The 17880-nt window shown below is 55.2% G+C and carries 19 protein-coding genes; 11 read left to right on the top strand and 8 right to left on the bottom strand.

Going from position 1 to position 17880, the window contains the following annotated elements; translation table 11 throughout:
* The first annotated feature begins 19 nt into the window (after window positions 1–19).
* Window positions 20–1930, top strand: a complete 1911-nt coding sequence (locus GFS31_RS17835) for a fumarate reductase/succinate dehydrogenase flavoprotein subunit (protein WP_198806080.1) — start codon at window positions 20–22, stop codon at window positions 1928–1930.
* Between the two features lie 444 nt (window positions 1931–2374).
* Window positions 2375–3175 (top strand): hypothetical protein, encoded by an 801-nt coding sequence (locus GFS31_RS17830; RefSeq protein WP_198806079.1) that lies wholly within the window; start codon window positions 2375–2377, stop codon window positions 3173–3175.
* Window positions 3176–3211: 36 nt separating this feature from the next.
* On the opposite strand, the gene GFS31_RS17825 is transcribed toward GFS31_RS17830, so the two are convergent.
* Window positions 3212–4642: a DNA cytosine methyltransferase gene (locus tag GFS31_RS17825; RefSeq protein WP_225907489.1), complete on the bottom strand. Its 1431-nt coding sequence runs from the start codon at window positions 4640–4642 to the stop codon at window positions 3212–3214.
* Between the two features lie 326 nt (window positions 4643–4968).
* On the opposite strand from GFS31_RS17825, the gene GFS31_RS17820 reads away from it, so the two are divergent.
* Both GFS31_RS17820 and GFS31_RS17815 read left to right on the top strand, forming a co-directional pair.
* On the top strand, window positions 4969–5265 hold the full coding sequence (locus tag GFS31_RS17820) for a BrnT family toxin (protein ID WP_198806078.1): 297 nt from the start codon (window positions 4969–4971) through the stop codon (window positions 5263–5265).
* Window positions 5255–5539, top strand: a complete 285-nt coding sequence (locus tag GFS31_RS17815; RefSeq protein WP_198806077.1) for a hypothetical protein — start codon at window positions 5255–5257, stop codon at window positions 5537–5539. The genes GFS31_RS17820 and GFS31_RS17815 overlap by 11 nt, the downstream gene beginning before the upstream one ends.
* Before the next feature lie 108 nt (window positions 5540–5647).
* Here the strand turns inward: GFS31_RS17815 and GFS31_RS17810 are convergent, their stop codons facing one another.
* Window positions 5648–5902, bottom strand: a complete 255-nt coding sequence (locus GFS31_RS17810) for a Txe/YoeB family addiction module toxin (protein WP_198806076.1) — start codon at window positions 5900–5902, stop codon at window positions 5648–5650.
* On the bottom strand, window positions 5899–6150 hold the full coding sequence (locus GFS31_RS17805; protein ID WP_198806075.1) for a type II toxin-antitoxin system Phd/YefM family antitoxin: 252 nt from the start codon (window positions 6148–6150) through the stop codon (window positions 5899–5901). Before GFS31_RS17805 ends, GFS31_RS17810 begins: the two co-directional genes overlap by 4 nt.
* Window positions 6151–6420: 270 nt before the next feature.
* Here GFS31_RS17805 and GFS31_RS17800 point away from each other — a divergent pair, with 270 nt between their 5' ends.
* The 5 genes from GFS31_RS17800 (at window position 6421) to GFS31_RS17780 (ending at window position 11558) form a co-directional block, all read left to right on the top strand.
* Window positions 6421–6600: a hypothetical protein gene (locus GFS31_RS17800; protein ID WP_198808302.1), complete on the top strand. Its 180-nt coding sequence runs from the start codon at window positions 6421–6423 to the stop codon at window positions 6598–6600.
* A gap of 238 nt (window positions 6601–6838) precedes the next feature.
* Window positions 6839–8251 carry a NupC/NupG family nucleoside CNT transporter gene (locus GFS31_RS17795; protein WP_198806074.1) on the top strand — a complete coding sequence of 471 codons (1413 nt, stop codon included), beginning with the start codon at window positions 6839–6841 and terminating at the stop codon, window positions 8249–8251.
* Window positions 8252–8442: 191 nt separating this feature from the next.
* Window positions 8443–9324 (top strand): MBL fold metallo-hydrolase, encoded by an 882-nt coding sequence (locus GFS31_RS17790; protein ID WP_198806073.1) that lies wholly within the window; start codon window positions 8443–8445, stop codon window positions 9322–9324.
* A gap of 153 nt (window positions 9325–9477) precedes the next feature.
* Window positions 9478–10578: a bifunctional riboflavin kinase/FAD synthetase gene (locus GFS31_RS17785; protein WP_198806072.1), complete on the top strand. Its 1101-nt coding sequence runs from the start codon at window positions 9478–9480 to the stop codon at window positions 10576–10578.
* Between the two features lie 71 nt (window positions 10579–10649).
* Complete coding sequence (locus GFS31_RS17780; protein ID WP_198806071.1) at window positions 10650–11558, top strand: AAA family ATPase; 909 nt, start codon at window positions 10650–10652, stop codon at window positions 11556–11558.
* A 7-nt stretch (window positions 11559–11565) separates the two neighbouring features.
* On the opposite strand, the gene GFS31_RS17775 is transcribed toward GFS31_RS17780, so the two are convergent.
* Both GFS31_RS17775 and GFS31_RS17770 read right to left on the bottom strand, forming a co-directional pair.
* Window positions 11566–12165 carry a Uma2 family endonuclease gene (locus tag GFS31_RS17775; RefSeq protein ID WP_198806070.1) on the bottom strand — a complete coding sequence of 200 codons (600 nt, stop codon included), beginning with the start codon at window positions 12163–12165 and terminating at the stop codon, window positions 11566–11568.
* A 31-nt stretch (window positions 12166–12196) separates the two neighbouring features.
* Complete coding sequence (locus GFS31_RS17770; protein WP_198806069.1) at window positions 12197–12946, bottom strand: class I SAM-dependent methyltransferase; 750 nt, start codon at window positions 12944–12946, stop codon at window positions 12197–12199.
* A 184-nt stretch (window positions 12947–13130) separates the two neighbouring features.
* Between GFS31_RS17770 and GFS31_RS17765 the strand changes: the two genes are divergently transcribed.
* Together GFS31_RS17765 and GFS31_RS21130 are read left to right on the top strand one after the other, a co-directional pair.
* Window positions 13131–13409: a hypothetical protein gene (locus GFS31_RS17765; protein WP_198806068.1), complete on the top strand. Its 279-nt coding sequence runs from the start codon at window positions 13131–13133 to the stop codon at window positions 13407–13409.
* 56 nt (window positions 13410–13465) lie between these two features.
* Window positions 13466–14980 carry a lysophospholipid acyltransferase family protein gene (locus GFS31_RS21130; RefSeq protein ID WP_225907488.1) on the top strand — a complete coding sequence of 505 codons (1515 nt, stop codon included), beginning with the start codon at window positions 13466–13468 and terminating at the stop codon, window positions 14978–14980.
* Window positions 14981–15029: 49 nt separating this feature from the next.
* Here the strand turns inward: GFS31_RS21130 and GFS31_RS17755 are convergent, their stop codons facing one another.
* From GFS31_RS17755 to GFS31_RS17745, 3 genes are all read right to left on the bottom strand, one after another.
* Window positions 15030–15488: a DUF29 domain-containing protein gene (locus GFS31_RS17755; protein ID WP_198806067.1), complete on the bottom strand. Its 459-nt coding sequence runs from the start codon at window positions 15486–15488 to the stop codon at window positions 15030–15032.
* Window positions 15489–15500: 12 nt separating this feature from the next.
* Entirely contained in the window at window positions 15501–17051 is a 1551-nt protein-coding gene (locus GFS31_RS17750; RefSeq protein ID WP_198806066.1) for a sulfatase, read from the bottom strand.
* A 68-nt stretch (window positions 17052–17119) separates the two neighbouring features.
* On the bottom strand, window positions 17120–17797 hold the full coding sequence (locus GFS31_RS17745; RefSeq protein ID WP_198806065.1) for a histidine phosphatase family protein: 678 nt from the start codon (window positions 17795–17797) through the stop codon (window positions 17120–17122).
* Between the last annotated feature and the right edge of the window lie 83 nt (window positions 17798–17880).

Here is a 17880-nt window from a genome sequence, read left to right as displayed (position 1 = left end):
CCTTCCCTCCCCTGGCCCCATGCTCAACTCCCGCATTCCCTCCGGCCCCCTCAGCCAAAAATGGAGCGATTTTAAGGATCACTGCCGCCTGGTGAGTCCCAAAAACAAGCAGCGGCATACGGTGTTGATTGTGGGTACCGGACTGGCGGGGGCTTCGGCAGCGGCCTCCCTGGCGGAACTGGGCTACCACGTCAAAAGCTTTTGCATTCAAGATTCTCCCCGCCGCGCCCACAGCATTGCGGCCCAGGGCGGCATCAACGCCAGTAAGAATTATCCCAACGATGGCGATAGCGTTTGGCGCTTGTTCTACGACACCATCAAGGGTGGCGACTATCGGGCCAGGGAAGCCAACGTTCACCGCCTCGCGGAAATTAGCAACGGCATCATCGACCAATGTGTGGCCCAGGGGGTGCCCTTTGCCCGGGAGTATGGCGGTCTGTTGGACAACCGATCCTTCGGCGGGGCGCAGGTATCGCGGACGTTCTACGCCAGGGGCCAAACCGGACAGCAGCTTCTCCTCGGAGCCTACAGCGCCATGATGCGGATGGTGCGGGCGGGCAACATCGAGGTCTACTCCCGCCGGGAAATGCTGGATTTGGTGCTGGTGGATGGTCAGGCGCGGGGCATCGTCGTTCGCAACCTGGTGACGGGGGAGTATGAGCGCTACGCCGGAGATGCGGTGCTGCTCTGCACGGGCGGCTATGGCAACGTCTATTACCTGTCTACCAACGCCAAAAATTCCAACGTCACGGCGGCTTGGCGCTGCCATCGGCGGGGGGCGTTTTTTGCCAACCCTTGCTATACGCAAATCCACCCCACCTGCATCCCGGTTTCCGGCGATTACCAATCCAAACTCACCCTGATGAGCGAGGGTCTCCGCAACGATGGCCGCGTCTGGGTGCCCAAACAACCGGGCGACCCCCGCCACCCCAACGACATCCCCGACCACGAACGGGACTATTACCTGGAAACCCGCTACCCCACCTTCGGCAACCTCGTCCCTAGGGACGTGGCCTCCCGCAACGCCAAGGCCATCACCGACGAAGGGCGCGGCGTGGGCGAAACGGGCTTGGCGGTGTACCTGGACTTCCGGGAAGCGATCCAAAGCCACGGCCAAGCCACCATCGCCGCCCGCTACGGCAACCTGTTCGACATGTACCAGCGCATCTCCGGCGAAAACCCCTACGAAGTGCCCATGCGCATCTACCCCGCCGTTCACTACACCATGGGCGGCCTCTGGGTCGATTACCACCTGATGAGCACCATCCCCGGCCTGTTTGTGCTGGGGGAAGCCAATTTTTCCGACCACGGAGCCAACCGCCTGGGGGCCAGTGCGCTGATGCAAGGTTTGGCCGATGGCTATTTTGTCATCCCCTACACCCTAGGCGACTACCTGGCAAACCAATCCCTCGCCCCTGTTTCCACCGACGACGATGCCTTTGGCGAAGCGGAAGCCACGGTCAAAGCCCGCATCACCAAGCTGCTGTCTATCCAGGGCGAAAAGACCGTGATGGAATTTCACCGAGAGCTGGGCCGCATTGTGTGGGACAACGTTGGCATGGCCAGAAATCGCGAAGGTTTGGAACAGGCCATCACCGAAATCCAAGCCCTACGCACCGAATATTGGCAGAACCTCAAACTCCCCGGTGAGGCCAACACCCTCAACAAAAACCTGGAATTTGCCGGACGAGTGGCGGACTTTATCGACCTCGCTGAACTGATGGCACGGGATGCCCTGCAACGGGAAGAATCCTGCGGCGGCCACTTCCGCGAAGAACACCAAACCCCCGACGGCGAAGCCCAACGGGACGACGATAACTTCGCCGTGGTTTCGGCCTGGGAATATCGTGGCGAAGGACAAGTGCCACAACTGCATCAGGAAGACCTGGCGTTTGAAAATGTACAGCTTACTCAGCGCAGCTATAAGTAGCACCTTTGCATTTAGCCTGATCTACTCGGCAAAAGCAGCATTTCCGCCGAATGGCGTCCCGCACTTGGTCAAGCAGTCGTTTAGGTGGAGGAGGCGATGCATCCATACGTAAATTCGTACTATTCATAAGGAAAACTTAAGTTGTAGGGTGCCCATAGCGTCGGGTGTTTATACTGAAATTTTCCACCTAAGATCCCATATTCGGCATTTAGGCTGAATTTTTTCCACCTAAGATCCCTATAGGGGTGTTTAGACGGACAGATTTCCACCTAAGATCCCGTATAAGGGTATTAGGCGGAAAATTTCCCTCTAATAAAGAGTTATACGGCTTCAAGTTATATGTGAAGGCAGTACATCTAGGTTGCCTAGCTGAGTTCACAGTCTCAGGCTGTTATCAGCCAGCAACAGCAGGTAAAGTTGATAAGCAGCCAATTATTAAGTTCTATGCAACCAATTCAAGCCGATCAACTCATACCGCTCTCAATTTCAGCCAGATTAAAATTGATCGAAGAATCTGCAAGCTTGGTCAATGTGCCTGGGGAACTGAATAGTGACCTACATCGCGCTTACCAGATTTCGTCCGTACTCACACCAGCTTTGCCTGAATTTATCCACCACCAGATTCAAGTGGATATTTCTCAGGGATCTATTCTCGAACGGGATCGTCAGTCTACGGCAATCTCAAACGAGTGCGAACAGTTTGCAAGTCGCTTTATCACAGCAATTCCAGCACTAGTGAGATCACCAGCGGAAATGGAAGCCAGCCCACGCAATCTCTATGAACTGTGTGGAGCCGCCGTTTTTGTTGAAAGTAATTCGATCTCCAGACAGTTAAGTAGACCGATGGGAGATCTATGGGAGACAATCGCCAATATTAGTCCCTATGCGATCAGCCCAGAAAAAGATTTTGGGATCAAAATTACGGGTATCGATTCAATTCTTCTCAGAGAAGGAGAAGGTGCCCCTGTATTTGTGCAAATCAAAACACAGCGGAATACTCTTACAGGAAGTCAAGCACCAAGATCAAGAAGTGAGCTAGAACTTCATCAAAATCGGCTTTTCGCAGCCGCTTTTTGTACAGGAGGTAATTGGACGTTTTCAAGCACAAGTATTCCTCGCGCTTGTGGTGCTGAATTCTGGTCTATGGTAGGACTTGATTATGAGCTACTGAAGTCTCATGTAAAGCAAATGATACTCAAAATTCAAGCTGCTTACATAGATTTCCAACAAAAGAATCCTACTTAAGGATGCTGGAAATTGCTCTATATCAAAGATATTGCTCTATATCAAAGATAGGGAAAGTTGTTTCATAGAACTAGAATGAGTGTTTCCTACAATATCCATTTCCCAACTGATATCATCAGTTTTAAGATATCGAGAATAGGGAAAGTCCTTATAAGAAACTACTTCTATACCATTAAGATGGTTTACTAACGCCCTTCCGATCGCTCGACCCAGAGAACAAGGGACGGCATTTCCAACCTGGCGATATTGATCTAATAAAGTACCTTCAATAATCCAATCGTCAGGAAACTCTTGTATACGTTTATACTCCTGAATACTAAGAGGTCGATCCTCTTCTGGATGTGCTAAATCTGTTGCAGGCATTGCTGGGTGAGTAACGAGGGTAGGAGAAGGTTTATCCCAAGATAATCTCCGATAAAAACCTGTTTTTCCACCTCCGGCGTGATACGACGCTCCTAATGCCTCTGGTTGCAACTCCACTGGTAGATCACGCCAGTATTGTCCAGACTTGAGAAGTCGATAGTATCTAAGACGCTTATCTGGGAATTTAACAAAATTATGTCCATCTTTTGGCAATCCTGCAAGTGCGTCTCTGAGGGTGTTCCACTTCGGCAGATCATATAAGCCCTGTTCGGAATGCGTAGGTGTGAGGTAAGGGAGCCTTTCTCCATCTCGACTACAAGTGATGACAACTCTCTCTCGTTGCTGAGGTGAGCCAAAATTAGCTGAATTATACAGGTTGAAAGACACGCCATAGCCTGCTTTTTTCAATTTATGAATAATATGGAGAAGTGCCCCCCCTCTTTGTTCTTCTTGAGAAAGTGGTGGATATTGGCTCCCTCTCATTTCGTGGGGTCTGTGCTTTAACGGAGCAGATAATAAACCTCGGACGTTTTCAATAATTGCAAATTTGGGTCTCAGTTCAATAATCAAATCGATGAACGTTAGAAACACATTACCTCGATCATCATTGAAACCTTGTCTCTTGCCAGCACTACTAAAGGCTTGGCATGGTGGACCACCAACTATTACATCAATATCGTCTTGAAGGGTTAATCCTGCCTTTTCTCTGATCTGGCTAGCTGAATAGTCTCTGATATCGCCAATTAGAGCAATATCAGGTTTATTTGATTCGATTGTCCTTCGTGCTGCTTTATCTACTTCGCAAGCAAGGATTACTTCAATTCCTTCTTTTTCCAGCCCCAAATCAAGTCCCATGCAGCCAGAAAAAAAGCTTAAAGCCTTCAAATGAGGTTTACTAGAAGACCGTCTCTCATGATCTGGAATAACAGAATCCACTTCATTTTCTTTATAGCGATATTCATTAGCTGATTCTGATGCGATCACCCATCTATTACTGATCAATTCTCCGCTGAGTTCACCACTCCTAAGCAGCTTGCGAACGTATTGTTCTGAATAGCCAAGCATTTCAGAGGTTTCTTTCACAGAAAAATATCCTGTAGACATGGGTTTCGCCTGCGAAACTAGAATTAAGTACCCTATCTTAAGGTAAGTACAGTTGTTTTTCAAGTTCTATAAACCTTTGTGTTAGTGCTATAAGTTCCTAAGTGCCAACAGCCGTATAACAACCCCCTTGCAGCGGACGGTAGATAGCTGCTTGTCCTGAGTTCTAGGCTGCTTACCGCCGCTGAAGGGGAACGTTAGGCTGATTCAGTCCTTGGTTGGGATGGTACTCAAATCGCTTCTGTTGAGTGCCGAAAGCGATTTCGCCAACCCAGTTGCAGCATTAAAACGTATTGACAATGTAAATACGTCCTGACTACACTATAGGCATGGATGTGTATTTCGTTCTCAATGGCATTACGTTTGTCTGGAATGACAAGAAAGCCGGGATCAACCCGATAAACCACGACGGTGTTACGTTTCAACAAGCCGCAGAAGTCTTCTTCGATCCATTGCTTGTGGTTGTCGATGCAAGTCGTAACGATGAAGCGCGAGATGCCGTTATTGGTCTAGATCGACGTTGGAACTTGCTGTATGTTGTCTTCGTTGAGCGGGAAAACGACATCATTCGGATCATTTCAGCTCGTAAAGCAACACGGAAGGATCGGGAATTTTATGAAGCCTGAAGCGTTGAAGAAGCGATTGGATAGAAATCGTCCCATGACAACAATCACCATTCGGATGCCTGAAGATGTGATTGAGGACTTGAAGCAAGTTGCACCCCTGCTTGGTTTTTCTGGGTATCAACCTTTAGTACGTGCTTATATCGGGCAAGGGTTGCGAGCTGACCTAGAGCGTTTGGAAGGTGACGCGGTATCTGCATTGATTGCAAGTCTTAAGCGTCATGGTGTCAGTGATGAGGTGATTCAAGCGTCACTAGGTGAAGTGACTGGGCGTTAGTTTGAACTGGGGTACAGCCAACATCCCAACAACCCCAACGCAGTGGATGGACGAAAGCCGCTGATGCTGCATCGAGGGGATCTGCCGCCGCTGGTTGGGAACATTATGCTAATAGTGGTATCGACACTGAGCGATCAGGATTGAGTCATCTTGAACTTTATATACAAGACGGTGTTCGTCTGTGATTCGGCGAGACCAATATCCTTTCAATCCGTGCTTGAGGGGTTCAGGCTTACCGATTCCTTCAAATGGGGTTCTGATGGCGGTTTTGATAAGTTCATTGATGCGTTGAAGCATTTTCTTGTCAGTTTTCTGCCAATACAGATAATCTTCCCACGCGGCTTCAGCAAATATTATTTTCAATCATCCAGCTCCTTTTCTGTGCCGCCGCTGGCTTCGAGTTGAGCAATGGATTCAAGCAGTCGCTTGGCGTTTTTGGGGCTACGTAGCAGGTATGCGGTTTCCTCCAGGGCATTGAAATCCTCCAGGGAAATCATCACTACAGACTGCTCATTGTTGCGGGTAATGATGATGGGCTCATGATCCGAGCAAACTCGATCCATGGTTTTTGCCAGGTTTTGGCGGGCAGCAGTATACGAGATAGCGTCCATAGGGCACCTCTTTAATGTACATTATATTGTACATGTACATTAAAGACAGCTACAACTAATATGGTTAGACTGGGGGCATAACAAGTCGTTCAAGCCGACTGTTCTACGCGCGGCGACTTGACTCCAGCGTTAGCGATGACCACAGTATCCCAGATTGTTTCATCAAAATAGTCCCTGCTGGTGGGCATAGCGGTCTACCCCGGCGTCGATTTCTAGCCCCATAAACTTGATAGTCAGCCAGGGGAATGGGGTTAGACACCGCACAAAAGCATCGACAAAAACCTCGAATGTGCCAGACGAGTCGCCGACTTCATCGACCTCGCTGAACTGATGGCACGGGATGCCCTACAACGGGAAGAATCCTGCGGTGGCCACTTCCGAGAAGAACACCAAACCCCCGATGGCGAAGCCCAACGGGACGATTCTATCCTCACTATTTTAGGCCACTGAGCCAGTAAAGGCCTGTGCACTGTCGAGCCAGCTAACACGTCGTTGGTGCGGACAGAGCGGAGGTTATCGGTGAGTGTTCAAGGTCATTTGCCGCCGCATAACTTCACCGTTGGGCTGCTTCAGTTCTTGGTATCGAGGAGATCTGCTGCTGGTTGGGAACGTTAAGCTCCGTCGCTATTTTGTTGCGATGGGGGCAGTCTTCGGCATAATCGGGGGCAGGTTTGCTAAGGATGGCACCATGGCTCTGCGTTTCATTTCGCTCTTGGGACTAGCTGGACTGTGCTTTATTGCGTGGCTGGGGTCGGAGGATCGGCAGCGGGTGCCCTGGAAGATTATTCAGTGGGGCATTGCGGTGCAGTTGGTGGTGGGGCTGCTGATTTTTCTGCTGCCCATCAGCCGCGATGCCGTGGTGTGGTTGAGCGGGCTGTTGAACGGGTTGATCGATGCCTCCGATGCTGGGGCGCGGTTTTTGTTTGGCAATATTTTGGTACCCCCGGCCACTCCGGCGGGGCCAGCGGGGGCCGGACGCTGGATTGCCCGTGCCCTAACCGACCCCTTTGTGCCTGTGCCGGGGGATCGGCTGGGGGCGGCAAACTTAGATTTGGGCTACATCTTTGCCTTTCGGTCGCTGCCGCAGGTGGTGTTTTTCTCGTCTATCTTTGCCCTGCTGTATAACCTGGGGGTGATCCAGCCCGTGGTGCGGGTATTTGCCCGGTTCTTTCGGTGGGCGATGGGCATTAGTGGAGCGGAAGCCCTAGCGGGGGCGGCGAACATTTTTGTGGGCATTGAGTCGGCCATTGCCATTAAGCCCTTTTTGGAACGGATGACCCGCAGCGAACTTTGCGCGATTTTGGCTTCCATGTTTGGGTCGATTGCCTCCACAGTGTTGGGGCTCTATGCCGGATTTTTGCGGGGCTCCTTCCCCTCCATCGCCGGACACCTGATGGCGGCTTCGGTGCTTACCATTCCCGCCGCCTTTGTGATGGCCAAAATTTTGGTGCCCGAAACTGAGGAGCCCGAAACCCTAGGCCAGGTGCCCGCCGTGGAAATGGCCGAAGAGGAACGCCAAAGCCCCATGGATAGCCTGATCCTCGGCGCACTGGACGGAGTCAAAATGGCCACGGGCATCGCCGCCGCGCTGATCGCCATTCTGGGACTCATTGCGCTGCTCAACATTGTGTTTGGTCAGTTGGCCCAGTTGGCGGGTAGTTCTTTCTTCCTGTGGCGAATCATTGGCCAGGTGTTCCAGGTGGTCACGCTCAAAAACATCATGGGAGCCGTGTTCCTGCCCCTCACATTTTTGACCGGAGTGTCCCTAGACTGGCAAGAACTCTGGATTTCTTCGCAGTTAATTGGCAGTCGCTTCTTAGAAACCGCCATTCCCCCCTACTTGGCTCTGGGCCAATTCTCCCAAGATGGCACCCTCAGCGACCGTGCCCTGGTGATTGTCAGCTATGTGCTCTGCGGCTTTGCCCACCTGCCCTCCGTGGGGATTTTTGTGGGTGGGCTGTCGGGAATTGTGCCCTCCCGCCGCCACGAAATTAGCGAACTCGCCTGGAAAGCCCTGTGGGCCGGAACCTTGGCGACCCTGATGACAGGTTGCGTTGCCGGAATCTTCTTCTACGAAGGGGCTGCCGTCCTAGGGCGATAGGACAGGGTCGATACGGAAAAGCAACGGTGATGGCTGTTGCTCAGTAAGATAAGTGTTGACAGAAATCACTGACCAGAACCCAAAAACTTCATTACTATAAGAAGAATCCTCCGCACTATCCTGATAACGTTACCCCAAGGCAGAATTGACTGGTTATACCTGCCCGCGTTCCTTTTGATACCTAAAGATTCATGGCCGAGCTAAACCCGCAATTTTTAGTCAGGTTTTGGGGCGTTCGCGGCAGTATCGCCTGTCCGGGGGCACCCACGGTTCGCTACGGGGGGAATACCTCCTGCATTGAAATGATGGTGGGCGACCATCGCCTGATTTTTGATGGTGGCACGGGTCTGCGGGAATTGGGGGTGACGCTGCTGCGGCACATGCCCCTAGAGGCCAACCTGTTCTTCACCCATTCCCACTGGGATCACATCCAGGGCTTTCCCTTCTTTGTGCCAGCCTTCGTCAAGGGCAACCGCTTCAATATCTACGGCACCATCGCCCCCAACGGATCCACCATCGAGCAGCGCCTCAACGACCAAATGCTGCACCCCAACTTCCCGGTGCCGCTGCAAATTATGGGGGCCGACCTCAAATTCCATGACATTGACATTGGTGAAACCGTCACCATTGGCGATGTGGTGGTGGAAAACGCCCTGCTGAATCACCCCGGCGAATCTGTGGGCTATCGGGTGTCCTGCCAGGGCAAAGCCGCCGCCTACATCACCGACACCGAGCATTTCCCAGATCGCCTCGACGAAAACGTGTTAGCCCTCGCCCGCGACGCCGACGTGATGATCTACGACGCCACCTACACCGACGCCGAATACAGCGATCCCAAATCCAGCAAGGTCGGCTGGGGGCATTCCACCTGGCAGGAAGGCGTGAAAATTGCCCAAGCCGCCAACGTCAAAACCCTGGTGATCTTCCACCACGACCCTGCCCACGACGACGACTTTATGGATCAGATCGCTGCCGACACCAAGGCCGCTTTCCCCCACAGCGTTGTGGCCCGCGAAGGCATGGCCCTCGATCTCTATGCCCCCACCCCCGCCACCCTGTTGCCCGTCCGTTAGCCCGTCTATGTGGCCCTCACCCCCAGCCCCTCTCCCAGGGAGGAGAGGGGAGCCGGAACTTCTGTAATGCCCCTGCCACGGTAAACGAATGGGTTGAGGATCTGCGGAGGCAAGGATGCGGTCTGGGGGAGCGGTTGTGTCAGAATGTAAAGCGTGTGGATTACCTCTTCCCTAACGACTGCCATTACTCCAACGGCCATTGCCCTGGGGAACTTTGACGGCGTCCATTTGGGGCACCAGGCTGTCATTCAGCAGATTTCTGCCCAGGTGTTGGGGTTAGATCCCGCTGATCTGATTGCTCCAGGTTCAACCCCAGCAGTGACCTCCGTTTCTGCGCCGCCCCCCCTGCGAGGACTGAGCCATCGCACTGGGCAGGCTCCTGGTGCGTCTCCCATTCCAGACCCCACCCAGCGGGAACGGGATCTGCGAACCACACCGATCCCCACGGTGATGACCTTCTTTCCCCATCCCCAGGAATTTTTCTCTGGCCAATCTCGCCCTGCCCTCACCCCCATCACCGAAAAGGCCGCGATGATCAGCCAGCTCGGCGTGGGCCAACTGGTGCTGCTGCCCTTTACCCAAGCCTTGGCAAACCTGACTCCCCAAGAATTTGTGGAAGACCTGCTGGTCAAGCAGCTCAAGGTGCAGCACATCAGTGTCGGCAAAGACTTCTGCTTTGGCAAAAAGCGCCAGGGCACCGTGGACGACCTGCAACGCCTCACCCGTCCCTACGGCGTAGACGTGCATATTACGCCCCACACCTGCCTCGGCGGAGAGCGCATCAGTAGTTCCCGCATTCGTGCCGCCCTGTCCCAAGCCGATCTCGCCACCGCCGAAGCCCTGCTGGGTCGTCCCTATAGTCTGTCGGGGCGGGTGGTGAAGGGCCAACAACTAGGCCGCACCCTGGGCTTTCCCACCGCCAACCTGGCCATCTCCGACGACAAGTTCTTGCCGCCCCATGGGGTCTACAGCGTGTGGGTGGAGGGGGCTAGTCCGGTAGCAGGTCAACGCCTACCGGGGGTGATGAATCTGGGCATTCGACCTACCGTGAAAGGCTTGAGCCTCACGCTGGAAGTCCATCTGCTGCACTGGTCGGGGGATCTCTACGGCAAGTCCCTCCAGGTGTTTTTGAACCAGCACCTGCGGTCGGAGCAGCGCTTCTCCTCCCTCGATGCCCTGAAGGCCCAAATTGAGCAGGACTGCCAGACCGCCTTGGCCGCTTTAGCAAAAACTCCGGTGGGCAATTGGGGCTAATTGGGGTCAAGATAAGCCTAGGATAGGGCACCAAAACCGCCACCAGACCCAGAACACCAAAGGCAAGGCTCATGCGAGATCGGATTGAAACGCTGGTTCAAAACCTCAGTAAAGCCATTGTGGGCAAAGACGAGGCCATTCGGCTGGTGCTGGTGGCGCTGTTTTCCGATGGCCATGCTTTGTTAGAGGATGTTCCCGGTGTGGGCAAAACCCTGCTAGCGAAGTCCCTGGCCCGCTGCATCGACGGCAATTTCCAGCGGATTCAATGCACCCCCGACCTGCTGCCCACCGACGTCACCGGAACCAGCATTTGGAACCCCAGCAGCGGCGAATTTCAGTTTATGCCGGGGCCGGTGTTCGCCAACATTCTGCTGGCCGACGAAATTAACCGCGCCACCCCCCGCACCCAATCCGCCCTACTGGAAGTGATGGAGGAACACCAAGTCACCACCGACGGCCTCTCACGCCCCGTGCCCGACCCGTTTTTTGTGGTCGCCACCCAGAACCCCGTGGAATACCAGGGCACCTTTCCTTTGCCCGAAGCCCAGATGGATCGCTTCGCCCTCTCCTTTAGCCTGGGCTACCCCACCGAATCTGAAGAACTGAGTATGCTGAATCGCCTAGGGGGCAGCGCCACTAACCGCGACATCCAGCCCTGCATCACCCTCGAAGAGGTGGTTGCCCTGCGCCAACAGTGCGCCCAGGTGACGCTTGAAGCCTCCCTTCAGCAATACATCCTTGACCTCGTCCGCGCCACCCGTGCCCATCGAGACATCACCCTTGGCGTCAGCCCCCGTGGTTCCGTGGCCTTCTATCGCGCTGTGCAAGCCCTCGCCTACCTAGAAGGCCGCGACTACGCCATCCCCGACGATGTGAAAACCCTAGCCCCCCACGTCCTTGCTCACCGCCTGATCCCCGTTGGCAATGCCCGCCCCAAGGATCTGATCACCGAAATTCTGGACGCGACCCCAATTCCCTAGGGCTAACCTACGGGGCTTCGTTATCGTCTGCGCTGTCTTGGGATGAGAGTGGTACGTCTTCGTAAATGTGATCCAGGGGAATTTCCCAATCAAGGCTGGGTAAATCTAGGGTTTCTCCGGCCAGGTAGGTTTGCAAATCCCAATGGCGGTCGGCAATGCGGCGATAGCGATCAACGCTAATTTCTTCGGCATCAATCAGGACGTAGTCTTGCAGGGTGGGAATTTTGCGATAGTGGGTGAATTTGTCGCTCCGGTCGTAGGCGGCGGTGCTGGGAGACAGTACCTCAACAATCAGGCAAGGGTGTTGAATCAGCTTGATGGCCTTTTTGTCCCTAGGATCGCAACTGACCATCACATCAGGATAGTGATAGGGGCCATGGCGAGAAACCTGCACTTTCACATCGGCCATCACCACCAAACAGCCCTTTTTTCGTAGATGGGATTTTAGGGCAGAAGCCAGGTTTAGCGCAATCAGGTTATGGGGAATGGTGCCCCCGGTCATGGCGAAAACTTCGCCGTCTACGTAGGCGTATTTTTCATGCTGCTGAGCTTCCCAGGCGAGGTAGTCCTGGGGCGACATGGGCATAAATTTGGGTTCGGCAATCATCGGTCATGGCTCCACAGGACTGGCCTTGCCCCTAGTTTACGCCGACAAAAATGGTTTGCGGATAGCAGCCATCAGCCAGTAGGTAGGGGTCGTAAATGCCGTCGAGGGTGTGTTGGTGTAGTGTCAGGCCAGCCTCCCGAAAGACCTGTTCCCAGGTGGCTTGGGGGAACAGACCCAGGATGTGGCGATCCTGATGCATCGTCAGTTCCCCGCCCTGGCGAATCAGGTAGATGAGCGTGGCCTCGTAGGTGTTGGGGCGGTGGGGATTGATGTAGTTATTTTCTAAAACGGTGATGTGGATGCCCTGACTCTCCCCCGTGTAGGCAAAGTTGTTGTTTTGGAATTGCTCCTGGGGTTTGCCCACCACCAGGAGAACGCCCCCCGGCTTCAGGTGGGCAACGGCGGTGGCGATGGCGCGGCGGAGATCCTCCAAGCTGGCCATGTAGTCGATGCTGTCGGGGATAGCCACAGCATCAAACCGCCGCCCCAGTCGCAGCGTCCGCATATCGCCTTCGAGGTACTCGATATCGGGGTGGGTGGCTCTGGCTTTGGCCAACATGCCTGCGCTCAGATCCACCCCGGTGAGGGTAAAGTGCCGCTTGAGGACGTGATCCATCCCCCCGGCCCCGCTTCCCAGATGCAGCAGGGTTTGGGGTGGCGTGGCGGCATACCGCTGAATTAGCCCTACGAAGGTTGCGACTTCGTCTTCGTAGTCGGCAGGATCGGCAAGCCAGTCTTCTGTCCAGGCGAGGTCGTTGTAGGCAATCCAGGGGGAGGTCATGGCGATGGCTCGTCAGGGCCGCCCTATCATAGCGTTGATGGACTGGGCCAATGCCCTCCAAACCCTTAACGACCGACGGATTCCAGCGGAATTGCGCGGTATCAAGATCGTCTAGGATGGTCTAGCACCCCATAATATTGGAGGTATGCTCTAGGGCGTGGCCTATCGTCGCGCTGCCTTGTTTATGGACGCTTTTTCCCCTCTCCCGCCCGACTGGACGGCTTCGGCCAGCCATGCCACTGCGTTTTGCTGCCCCCGCTGTGGAGCCAGCAGCCAGCAGGCCCAGGCGGTGTGGATTAACCGCCGATCTCCGGTTTATGGGGAGAATCATCGGCGCAAGTGGCAGGAGTTTTATCGCTGCGGCGAATGCGAAACGGCCTGGTGGGCCTGGAGCAGTGATCGTCCGCCCTCAGTCTATGGTCGCCCCGATGGTAACGATCTAGAACACCCCGAAATCGACTAAGGTGGATGGGCCATCCCCAGGGAAGAGCCTGGTGGTCTACTGCGCTGGAGGGATCTGTGCCTGAATCCAAAAAAGTGCAGCCCCGGATGGGGTTCATTCCGCCCCACTACCGAGAATGGGTGGTGCGCGGCGGCTATTTTTGCCTACCGTTTTTGTTGCGGGTGCGGCTGCGGCCCTGGTTGCCCGTGGGCATTTGGCCCGTCACCTGTCCCAATCCTGAGGTGCTGGCGGAGTTGTTTCACCAGTTTCAGCAGGGCAAGATTCGGCTATTGATGGCTTTTCGCCATAGTCAGGTAGATGATCCCCTCAGTTTGTCGTATCTGTTTTCGCGGCTGGTGCCCCGTGCCGCCCAGGCCAAGGGCATTGCCCTGCGGCGACCCATCCACAGCTTTTTTATGTACGACCGAGGGATGCCCCTGTGGGCCGGGAAATGGCTGGAGTGGTTCTTTGCCAGCATGGGCGGCATTCCGGTGCATCGGGGGCGGCGGCTAGATTTGAAGGCGCTCAAATCGGTGCGAGAACACCTTGTCAACGGCCCGTTTCCCGTCACCATTGCCCCCGAAGGTGCCACCAACGGCCACGGAGAAGTTATTAGCCCCCTAGAACCGGGGACGGCCCAGGTCGCCTTTTGGGCGGTGGAGGACTTGCACAAGGCCCAGCGGCCCGAAGCGGTGATCCTGTTGCCCGTGGGGTTGCAGTATGTCTATCCCAAGCCCGACTGGGCGGCGCTAAACCGTTTGCTGAGCCAGCTAGAGGCCGACTGTGGGATCGCGGTGCAATCGTTGCCGACTACCGCCACCGCCGTAGACTACTACCCAAGACTGATCGCCCTGGGGCATCACCTGCTGGGCCAAATGGAGCAGTTCTATGCCCGCTTCTACGGCGGCCCCTGGCCAGAAATGGAGCAATCCTCGAAGAACTCCGAGACGGGCCTCTCACCTGAGTCTAATCCGGCGTCATCACAGCCTTCTGGAACGGAGCAGCCTATTGAGTCAGCCCCATCGTTGGCCACGCCATCCGCTCAAGCCCTTTCCGGCAACGACATTGCCCGACGGCTGAAACCCTTGCTGAATCGTGCGCTGGAAGTAGGGGAGCAATTTTTTGGCCTGCCCCACAGCGGCACCCTCGAAACCCGCTGCCGTCGCCTAGAAGAAGCGGGATGGATGTACATCTACCGCGAAGATATTGACCACCCCGACCGCCTATCCCCCTTCGACCGGGGCCTAGCTAACTGGATGGCCGAAGCTGCCCGCCTGCATCTGCGCCACATGCGCCTAGTCGAAAGCTTTGTGGCCGTCAGCGGCGACCACGCTGGCGAAAATCCCAGCTTTGAACGCCTTGCCGAAACCAGCCTCATCCTGTTTGACCTGGTGGAACGGGTGAAGGGCACCGCCGTCCCCAAACGCCCCCAGCTCGGTCGCCGACAGGCCATCATCACCCTCGGCCAGCCGATGAACATCAGCGAACGTTGGGATGCCTATGCCGGATCGCGCCGTGCCGCTAAAGCTGCCGTGGAAAACCTCACCGCCGACCTTCAGCAGGTGTTGACTGACCTGATTCAGCCCACCTAAGATCAGCATCCCAGCCTAGGCCGTGCTGCTCTGAGATTGTGTAGCGGGACTAAGCTGGTAAAAAGTCTCGGTCTAGGGTTTGTTCCGTCGAGAAAGGGCTGGATTCAGGGAAAACGCTTGCGTCTAATCCAGTTTCGGTAGCGGCTAAGTCTCTTGCTTCACAGTAGCATTCGTCAAAGTTTTGAAGCAAATAGGCTCTCAGGCTGGGGCTTTCCTTAAGGGATTCATGGATGCGACGACGATGTTCTTTGAGAGTGAACCGCCAACTGTTAGATCGCTTCTGGGGCTGATAGGCATATTTCAAAAGATGCATTAACACCACAATAACATTGCTGATTAATGCTCGTTTTTCACTTCGCCCCATATCGCTCAGTTCTTCCAGTAAGTTAGGCAAATCTAGATCTTCAAATCGCTTTTCTGCTAGTTTTTGACAGGTTTTTTCTAGCCAGAGGATGTAGTCCTGTCTATACAGATCACTAAGCTTCGATGAGGTCTGTTCTAAAGGCATAATCAGCGTCCTTTAATCCTCTAAATACCCTAATTCTTCTAGGCGGCGGCGCACTTCGGGGTCGTCGTAGTCGGTGGCGCGGGTGGGGGTGGCTTGGGCGAGGGAACGGTCAGACCTATCCGCAAAGGCTTGGAGGCAATCTTGCAGGGCTTCCACGTTTTCGGGCAGGATGGCGCTGAGGTCGAGGGCTTCGGTGGGGTCTTCCAGCACATCGTAGAGTTCGGCGTCGGAGCCTTCGGTTTCGATCAGCTTGTGTTGGCCCATCCACACGGCACGGCGGACGCGATCACAGCTCATTTCTCGCACCAGTTCCGGCTGGCGTTTTTGCATGAGGTTCACCACGTTTTGGGGCGGAATGGCTTCGGCAAACACATAGTCGTGGCTGCGGGATTCATCCTGGCTGTGGATTAGGTCGAGGGCGAGTTCTTTGTCGTTGGCGATGCCTGCGGCAGCGAGGACGGTGTGGAACAGGCGGCGGGTGGAGACGACGCCATCCATCGTAGTGCCCTGAACCAGGCGGTTTTGGGGATCGCGGATGATCAGGGGCACCCGCACCAGTTCGTTATAAATCGACAGGCTGTGACCCATGAACTGCTTTTCGCCCAGGTGTTCCCCATGGTCGGCGCAGAGGATGACGAGGGTGTTATCCAAACGACCAGAATCCTTGAGACGCTGGAAAAATTGGCCCAAGAGTGCATCTTGATAAGCCACTTCGGCATCGTACATGCCGTCGAGGGTTTGCTTTTGGTGGTCATCCAAGGCTCCGGTGAGGGGAGCTAGCCAGCCGTAGACATCGCCGTTGAAGCGCTGCAAAAAGGTTTGGGCCTTGCGGTCGGCCAAAACGTGGGGGGCAAATTGTTCGATGTAGCGGCGGGGCGGGTGGTAGGGCATGTGGGTGCCCATCAGGTTCACAAAGGCGAAGACGGGCTGATCGGCCTGGGTGCCGTGGCGGTGGATCAGCAGGTTGGCGGTGTCGTCAAGGGATTTGGGGCCGTTGCCCTTAAAGCTGAGGGCGGTTTGCCACAGGGGCACCATCAGCGGCGTAAAGCTCAGGGCCAGCAGCGCATCGGAACGGGCAAAGGCATCCTGTACTCGGTTGAGCACCCCCGCTACTTGGCGCTTAAACCACTGCCGATAGCGGCTCACCAAGCCGGGATGACTGCCCGCCTGGTTGGGCTTGGAGGTCAACAGGCCGCTGTAATTCAAAAAACTGGTGAAGCCCCGCCGCAGACCGTTGTTAATCACGCCCACCAGGGGATTGTTGCAAAAGCCCGCTGTGTAGTAGCCGCTGGCCTCTAGGCGTTCCGCCAGGGTGGGCAGGTCGGACGGCAACACCGAATAGGACTGCACCATGGTGTGCTCGGAAGGGTACAGCCCCGTGAACATGGAGGCATGGGAGGGCACCGTCCACTGGGCGGCGGCAATGGCCTGGGTAAAGCGGGTGGCCTCGGCGGCGAGGGCGTCTAAATGGGGCGAGGTGGGCTTGTCGTAGCCGTAGCAGGAGAGGCGATCCACCCGCTGGGTATCGAGCACGAGGAAGAGAATATCGGGACGAGAAGCCATAGGATGCCGCCAAACCAGTTAGAGCGTCAGGTTCCATCCTAAACAGAAGCGTTGCGAATCGTCACAGTCTAAGGAGAGATGTGGGCCTGATCGTTGAGGTGCTGGATGCGCCAGAGTTCGGTATTCAGCCGATGACCGAGGTCAGCGTCAAACCAGCGGTCACGATCTATCCAGAGTTCGGTGATGGCGGTGTGGCCCAAGGGAATACCCCAGGTGCGCTCGCAGCCCAGCAAACAGGCAAGGATGTGCTGCAAAATCCACTGATGGCTGATCACCCAAACCTGGTCGCCGTTGCGGTGCTGCTGCAATAGGGCATCCACAAAGCGCTGGGCTCGTTGGTGCCCGTTTTGCAAGGATTCTGCCTCAGGAATGGGCACCCAATCAAGGGAGGTTTCCAGTCGTTGGCAGAGGTCAGGATACTGAACCTGCGCCTTGGCCCAAGTTAGCCCCGTGAAGATGCCCTGGTGTTTTTCTCGCAGGTCGTCGTGGAATACCGGGGCGATAGGGCTTTCGGTGCTTTCCCAGACCTCTGAAGCTATGGCATCTAGGGTTTCTGTGGCCCGTTGCAGTGGGCTGCAATAGACATGGGTAGGCAGCCAGTTTTCTGCGGCAAGGCGCTGCCCTAGGCGCTGGGCTTGTTCTTGCCCCCAGGGGGTTAACCCTGTCGATGACCAGCCTTCCATGCGGCCTTCCACATTGCCCTGGGATTGACCATGGCGAATTAACAGCAGTTTGAGAGGTCGCATTCTAGCCAATCCAGGGATTCATCAACGGGGATGTTATCGGGTCGTAGGGGACAGGGGCAAGGCAATGGGTTGAAAAAAGCGAG

Origin of the sequence: Leptolyngbya sp. BL0902, assembly GCF_016403105.1 — a bacterium.
Lineage (GTDB): Bacteria > Cyanobacteriota > Cyanobacteriia > Phormidesmidales > Phormidesmidaceae > Nodosilinea.
The sequence above is the reverse complement of the archived record's forward strand: the minus strand, read 5'-3'. Positions and strand labels throughout refer to the sequence as shown.

Coding starts and splice junctions, on each gene's coding strand:
- GFS31_RS17775 (WP_198806070.1), bottom strand. CDS start 12,165: ATGATTGCCGAACCCAAATTTATGCCCATGTCGCCCCAGGACTACCTC.
- GFS31_RS17830 (WP_198806079.1), top strand. CDS start 2,375: ATGCAACCAATTCAAGCCGATCAACTCATACCGCTCTCAATTTCAGCC.
- GFS31_RS17805 (WP_198806075.1), bottom strand. CDS start 6,150: ATGGACGCTATCTCGTATACTGCTGCCCGCCAAAACCTGGCAAAAACC.
- GFS31_RS17815 (WP_198806077.1), top strand. CDS start 5,255: ATGAAGCCTGAAGCGTTGAAGAAGCGATTGGATAGAAATCGTCCCATG.
- GFS31_RS17835 (WP_198806080.1), top strand. CDS start 20: ATGCTCAACTCCCGCATTCCCTCCGGCCCCCTCAGCCAAAAATGGAGC.
- GFS31_RS17750 (WP_198806066.1), bottom strand. CDS start 17,051: ATGGCTTCTCGTCCCGATATTCTCTTCCTCGTGCTCGATACCCAGCGG.
- GFS31_RS17765 (WP_198806068.1), top strand. CDS start 13,131: ATGGACGCTTTTTCCCCTCTCCCGCCCGACTGGACGGCTTCGGCCAGC.
- GFS31_RS17780 (WP_198806071.1), top strand. CDS start 10,650: ATGCGAGATCGGATTGAAACGCTGGTTCAAAACCTCAGTAAAGCCATT.
- GFS31_RS17755 (WP_198806067.1), bottom strand. CDS start 15,488: ATGCCTTTAGAACAGACCTCATCGAAGCTTAGTGATCTGTATAGACAG.
- GFS31_RS17795 (WP_198806074.1), top strand. CDS start 6,839: ATGGCTCTGCGTTTCATTTCGCTCTTGGGACTAGCTGGACTGTGCTTT.
- GFS31_RS17825 (WP_225907489.1), bottom strand. CDS start 4,642: ATGTCTACAGGATATTTTTCTGTGAAAGAAACCTCTGAAATGCTTGGC.
- GFS31_RS17770 (WP_198806069.1), bottom strand. CDS start 12,946: ATGACCTCCCCCTGGATTGCCTACAACGACCTCGCCTGGACAGAAGAC.
- GFS31_RS17745 (WP_198806065.1), bottom strand. CDS start 17,797: ATGCGACCTCTCAAACTGCTGTTAATTCGCCATGGTCAATCCCAGGGC.
- GFS31_RS17790 (WP_198806073.1), top strand. CDS start 8,443: ATGGCCGAGCTAAACCCGCAATTTTTAGTCAGGTTTTGGGGCGTTCGC.
- GFS31_RS17820 (WP_198806078.1), top strand. CDS start 4,969: ATGGATGTGTATTTCGTTCTCAATGGCATTACGTTTGTCTGGAATGAC.